A 5,062-nucleotide genomic window follows, 5' to 3' on the forward strand; every position below is an offset into this window, starting at 1 on the left:
GACAGCCGGACCGGTCGGGCGGTCCGGGGCCCTCCCCTTGCGCCCCAAGGGGCGTCCCGCGCGGGCGGGTTGACGCCGGGCGCGGCCGACGCCCCGGCGGACCGGTGATTGCACCGTTCCGCTCGCTCGATTCAACCCGGCGTTCGCCCGCGGGCCGCATACGGTCCGTATGCTCGGGCCACTGTCGGTGACCGGCGGTCGACGGCCGCCCGGCCCGTCCGCTCGTGTCCTGAGCGAAAGGCCGTGCGATGGCCCCGCGTCTCTCCCTCGTCGTCCCGATCTACAACGTCGAGCGCTACCTCGGGGAGTGCCTGGACTCGATCGCGGCCCAGACGTTCGAGGACTTCGAGTGCGTCCTGGTCGACGACGGCTCGACCGACGACGGCCCCGTCATCGCCGAGGAGTACACCGAGCGGGACGGGCGCTTCCGACTGGTCCGGCAGCGGAACCAGGGCCTCGGCGCCGCCCGCAACACCGGCTGGCGCCACCTCACCCCCGGCACCGAGTACCTGGCCTTCGTCGACAGCGACGACGTCGTGCCGCCGCACGCCTACCAGCTGATGATCAGCACCCTCGACGGGACCGGCTCCGACTTCGCCGCCGGCAACGCCCTGCGGTTGCGCACCTCCGGCCTCAGCCCCTCGCACGCCCACCGCCGCCCGTTCCACGAGACCCGGCTGCGCACCCACATCGGCGAGACCCCCGCCCTCGTCACCGACCGCACCGCCTGGAACAAGGTCTACCGGCGCTCCTTCTTCGACGGCGCCGGCCTGACGTACCCCGAGGGCATCCTGTACGAGGACGCCCCGGTCAGCGTGCCCCACCACTTCCTCGCCGCACGCGTCGACGTGCTCGCCGACCCGGTCTACCACTGGCGGGTGCGCGAGGACGGCGACCTCTCCATCACCCAGAAGAAGACCGACCCGCGCGGTGTCGTCGACCGGGTCCGCTCGATGGAACTCGTCCGCGAATGGCTGCTCGCCCGCCCCGAACCCGCCTTCGCCGAGCACCTGCGCGCCTACGACCGCAACTGCCTGGTCGAGGAGATCCCGATGTTCTTCTGGACCGTCCCGGACGGCGACCGCGCCTACCGCGCCGCCTACCAGCAGCACGTCGCCCGGCTCCTCCACGCCATCGGCCCCGAGGCCCAGGCCGGGCTCAGCCCCCAGCTCCGCCTCAAGTACCGGCTCACCCAGGCCGACTCCATGCCCGCCTTCGTCGCCGTCCAACGCGCCCACCGCCTCGCCCGCCGCACCCGCCAGGCCCTCCGCCGCTGAGCCGGGGGCGTTGGTCGGCGGGTCGGGCGGTTCAGCGGTTCCGCGGGTACGGCGGCTCAGCGGACGGGACCGGCGCGGTCGGCGCTGTGCAGGAGGACGGGCAGGGCGGCGGCCAACCGGTCGTACTGGTCGTACTGGTCGTGCGGGTCACGCTGGTCCTGCCGGGCGGCGAACGGCAGCCGCAGGCGGCTGCGGAAGCCGTCGACGGCGGAGAAGGCGGGCCCGGGTACCACCAGCACCCCGGCCCGGCGGGCCAGTTGGGCGGTGGCCTCGGCGTCGGTGCCGGGGAGCTCGACCCACAGTGCGGAGCCGCCGGCCGGCCGCTCCCAACGCCAGTGCGGCGCCTGCGCGGTGAGCAGCCGCTCGGCCGTGGCGAGGCGCTCACGCAGCTGCGCGCGGCGCCGGGCCCGCGCCTCCGGCAGCCCCTGGAGCAGCCGCACCGCGAGCAGCTGCTCCACCACCGGACAGGAGAGGTCGACGGACTTGCGGAGCTCGGCCAGGCGGTGGATGACCGGGCGGGAGGCGCGGATCCAGCCCAGCCGGAGGCCACCCCAGTAGAGCTTGGAGAGGGTGCCGATGGTCGCGGTCGTACCGTCCGGCAGTTGTGCGGCGAGCGGGGGCGGCGCGCCGTCCTCGGACAGGGACAGTTCCGCGTACGCGTTGTCCTCGACGGTGTACAGGCCGCGCTCGGCCAGGACGGCGGCCCAGGCCCGTCGGGTCGGCCCGGTCATGGCGCGCCCGGTCGGGTTGTGCACGGCCGGCTGGAGGTACACCAGGCGCGGGCGGATCCGGCCGGTCAGCCGGGCCAGGGCGGCGGGCCCGTCGTCGTGCGCGTCGGTGGCGCGGGCCGCGCCGGAGCGGGAGCCGTACGCGGGCAGCGGCACCAGGCGTGCGCCCCGGGCGCGCAGTGCTTCCAGGGCGCCCCGGTAGGTCGGGTCCTCGACGACCACGGTGTCGCCCGGCTCGACCAGCCCCTGGGTGATCAGCCAGAGTGCCTGCTGGGACCCGGCCGTGACCAGGATCTGGTCCGGCGAGGTCGGCAGGCCGGCCGCGCGGTACTGCTCGGCCAGCAGCTCGCGCAGCCGCGGCAGCCCGTACGGGAGGTAGCCGTCACCGGCGAGTGCGGCGGCGAGGTCCCGGCCGGACAGCGAGTCGAGGGCGTCCGCCACGGCGGGCAGGCCCTCCAGCGCCCCGCTGGAGAGGTCGACGACGCCGTCCCGGGTGCCGAAACTGGCGAGCCGCCCCTCGCCGACGGGCTCGCCGACCGCTCCCGAGGCGCGCAGCCGCGAGCCGCTGCCGTGCCGGCTCTCCAACCGTCCCTCCGCCTCCAGCAGCCCGTACGCGGAGGTGACGGTGGAGCGGCTGACCCCGAGGGCCGAGGCCAGCGCCCGCTGCGAGGGCAGCGCGGTGCCGGGGGCCACGTCACCGCGCTCGGCCAGCTCGCGCAGCGCGTCCGCGAGCAGCCGCGGCAGGGCCCCCGGGCCGTCGGCGGCCCAGCCGGTGAGCAGGCGCGACAGGCGGGTGGCGGGGATCCGGTCCATGCCGTCCATGATGCCCCGGTGGCCCCGGCCGCCATCCGGCCCGGTGACCGGGGCCGACGGCAGGCCACTTGCCCGCAAGTGGTCTTGGCCGCCGTCCCGGCCCCGCCGGATGATCGGGGCACCGTCCGTTCAAAGGAGCAGGGACATGGCGACCGTCGTACTGGTCGGGACACTGGACACCAAGGGCGCGGAGTACGCGTGGCTCGCCGAGCGGCTGCGGGAGGACGGCTGCGAGGTGGTCATGGTCGACGCCGGCGTGCTGCCGCCGCCCCCCGGCACGCCCGCCGCCGACCTCGGCCCGGAGGAGGTCGCCCGGGCCGCCGGGCACGACCTGGCGGCGCTGCGCTCCGCGGGCGACCGCGGGGCGGCGGTGACGGCGATGGCTCAGGGCGCCGAGCGGCTGGTCGCCGAGCTGTACCGGTCGGGCCGGCTGCACGCCGTCCTGGCGGTGGCGGGCAGCGGCGGGTCGTCCATCGCGGCCCGCGCGATGCAGGCGCTGCCGGTCGGCGTGCCCAAGCTGCTGGTGTCCACCATGGCGGGCGGGGACGTGGCACCGTACGTGGGCAGCAGCGACGTCACCCTGATGTACAGCGTGGTGGACGTCGCGGGCATCAACTCGGTGTCCTCGCTGATCCTCGGGAACGCGGCGGCGGCCGCCGCGGGCATGGCCGTCCGGCACGAGCGGGTGCTGGCCGCCCCGCGTCCGCACGGCCGCCCGCTGGTCGGCGCCAGCATGTTCGGCGTGACCACGCCCGCGGTCGACGCCGCCCGCGAGCGCCTGGACGAACTCGGCTACGAGGTCCTGGTGTTCCACGCCACCGGGGCCGGTGGCCGGGCGCTGGAGAAGCTGGCCGCGGGCGGCTTCCTGGCCGGCGTCCTGGACCTGACCACCACCGAACTCGCGGACGAACTGGTCGGCGGCGTGCTCAGCGCCGGGCCCGACCGGCTGACCGCGGCCGGACGGGCCGGCATCCCCCAGGTGGTCGCGCCGGGCGCGCTGGACATGGTCAACTTCGGCCCCCGGGAGACCGTTCCGGAGCGCTTCGCCGAGCGCCGGCTGCTGGTCCACAACCCCACCGTGACCCTGATGCGCACCACCGCCGAGGAGATGTCCGCCGTCGGCGCCGACCTCGGGCACAAGCTCAACGCGGCGCGCGGCCCGGTGACGGTGCTCTGGCCGCTCGGCGGGGTGTCCGCCGTGGACGCGCCGGGCGGGCCGTTCCACGACCCGGCCGCCGACCGGGCCGGCCTGGCGGCGCTGCGCTCGGCGCTGGCCGACGGCCCGGTCGAACTGCGCGAGCTGGACGCCCACCTGAACGACCCGGCCTTCGCCGTCGCGGCCGCCGACCGGTTGCACCAACTGATCACCGCGCACGCCTGACCGTTGCCGTTACCCCCCCACCGAACGACACCCACCGAACGAGGAGCCCACCCGTGAACCGCACCGAAGCCCTGGCCCGCCTGACCGCGCAGATCACCGCAGGGAAGCCGGTCATCGGCGCCGGCGCCGGCACCGGCCTGTCCGCCAAGTGCGCGGAGGCCGGCGGCGTCGATCTGCTGATCATCTACAACTCGGGCCGCTACCGGATGGCCGGCCGCGGCTCGCTGGCGGGCCTGATGCCGTACGGCGACGCCAACGCCATCGTGCTGGAGATGGCGGGGGAGGTGCTCCCGGTGGTCCGCGAGGTGCCGGTGCTCGCCGGGGTGTGCGGCACCGACCCGTTCCGGATCATGGGCAACTTCCTGGACCAGCTGAAGGCCGTCGGCTTCACCGGGGTGCAGAACTTCCCCACGGTCGGACTGATCGACGGCACGTTCCGGGCGAACCTGGAGGAGACCGGGATGGGCTTCGGGCTGGAGGTCGACATGATCCGCCAGGCCCACGAGCGCGAACTGCTCACCGCCCCCTACGTGTTCGACCCGGAGCAGGCCGCCGACATGGCCCGGGCCGGCGCCGACGTGCTCGTCCCGCACGTCGGGCTCACCACCAAGGGCTCCATCGGCGCGGCCACCGCGCTCACCCTCGACCAGGCGGCGGCCGCCGTACAGGAGATGCACGACGCCGCGAAGCGGGTCAACCCGGAGATCATCGTGCTCTGCCACGGCGGCCCGATCGCCGAACCCGAGGACGCCCGCTACGTGCTGGAGCACACCACCGGGATCGCCGGGTTCTTCGGCGCCTCCTCGATGGAACGGCTGCCCACCGAACGCGCCATCACGGAGCAGGCTCGCGCGTTCAAGTCC

At 75.3% G+C, this 5,062-nt stretch carries 4 protein-coding genes; 3 read left to right on the forward strand and 1 reads right to left on the reverse strand.

From position 1 onward, the window contains the following. Nucleotides 1-248: 248 nt before the first annotated feature. Complete coding sequence (locus ACFU7Z_RS36030) at nucleotides 249-1,277, forward strand: glycosyltransferase family 2 protein (RefSeq protein WP_380782234.1); 1,029 nt, start codon at nucleotides 249-251, stop codon at nucleotides 1,275-1,277. 56 nt (nucleotides 1,278-1,333) lie between these two features. Here the strand turns inward: ACFU7Z_RS36030 and ACFU7Z_RS36035 are convergent, their stop codons facing one another. Continuing rightward, the gene (locus tag ACFU7Z_RS36035; protein WP_380782236.1) at nucleotides 1,334-2,818 is read right to left on the reverse strand and encodes a PLP-dependent aminotransferase family protein; all 1,485 of its coding nucleotides are present in this window, start codon (nucleotides 2,816-2,818) and stop codon (nucleotides 1,334-1,336) included. Nucleotides 2,819-2,963: 145 nt separating this feature from the next. On the opposite strand from ACFU7Z_RS36035, the gene ACFU7Z_RS36040 reads away from it, so the two are divergent. Then, the gene (locus tag ACFU7Z_RS36040) at nucleotides 2,964-4,199 is read left to right on the forward strand and encodes a Tm-1-like ATP-binding domain-containing protein (RefSeq protein WP_380782238.1); all 1,236 of its coding nucleotides are present in this window, start codon (nucleotides 2,964-2,966) and stop codon (nucleotides 4,197-4,199) included. A gap of 53 nt (nucleotides 4,200-4,252) precedes the next feature. Further along, nucleotides 4,253-5,062: phosphoenolpyruvate hydrolase family protein (locus tag ACFU7Z_RS36045; RefSeq protein WP_380782240.1), on the forward strand; the 810-nt coding region annotated here is incomplete at its 3' end.

Origin of the sequence: Kitasatospora sp. NPDC057518 (genome assembly GCF_042802075.1) — a bacterium.
Classification (GTDB): domain Bacteria; phylum Actinomycetota; class Actinomycetes; order Streptomycetales; family Streptomycetaceae; genus Kitasatospora.

Excerpts from the sequence above, each read along its gene's own strand:
- ACFU7Z_RS36030 (WP_380782234.1), top strand. The coding sequence starts at position 249 with ATGGCCCCGCGTCTCTCCCTCGTCGTCCCGATCTACAACGTCGAGCGC.
- ACFU7Z_RS36035 (WP_380782236.1), bottom strand. The coding sequence starts at position 2,818 with ATGGACCGGATCCCCGCCACCCGCCTGTCGCGCCTGCTCACCGGCTGG.
- ACFU7Z_RS36040 (WP_380782238.1), top strand. The coding sequence starts at position 2,964 with ATGGCGACCGTCGTACTGGTCGGGACACTGGACACCAAGGGCGCGGAG.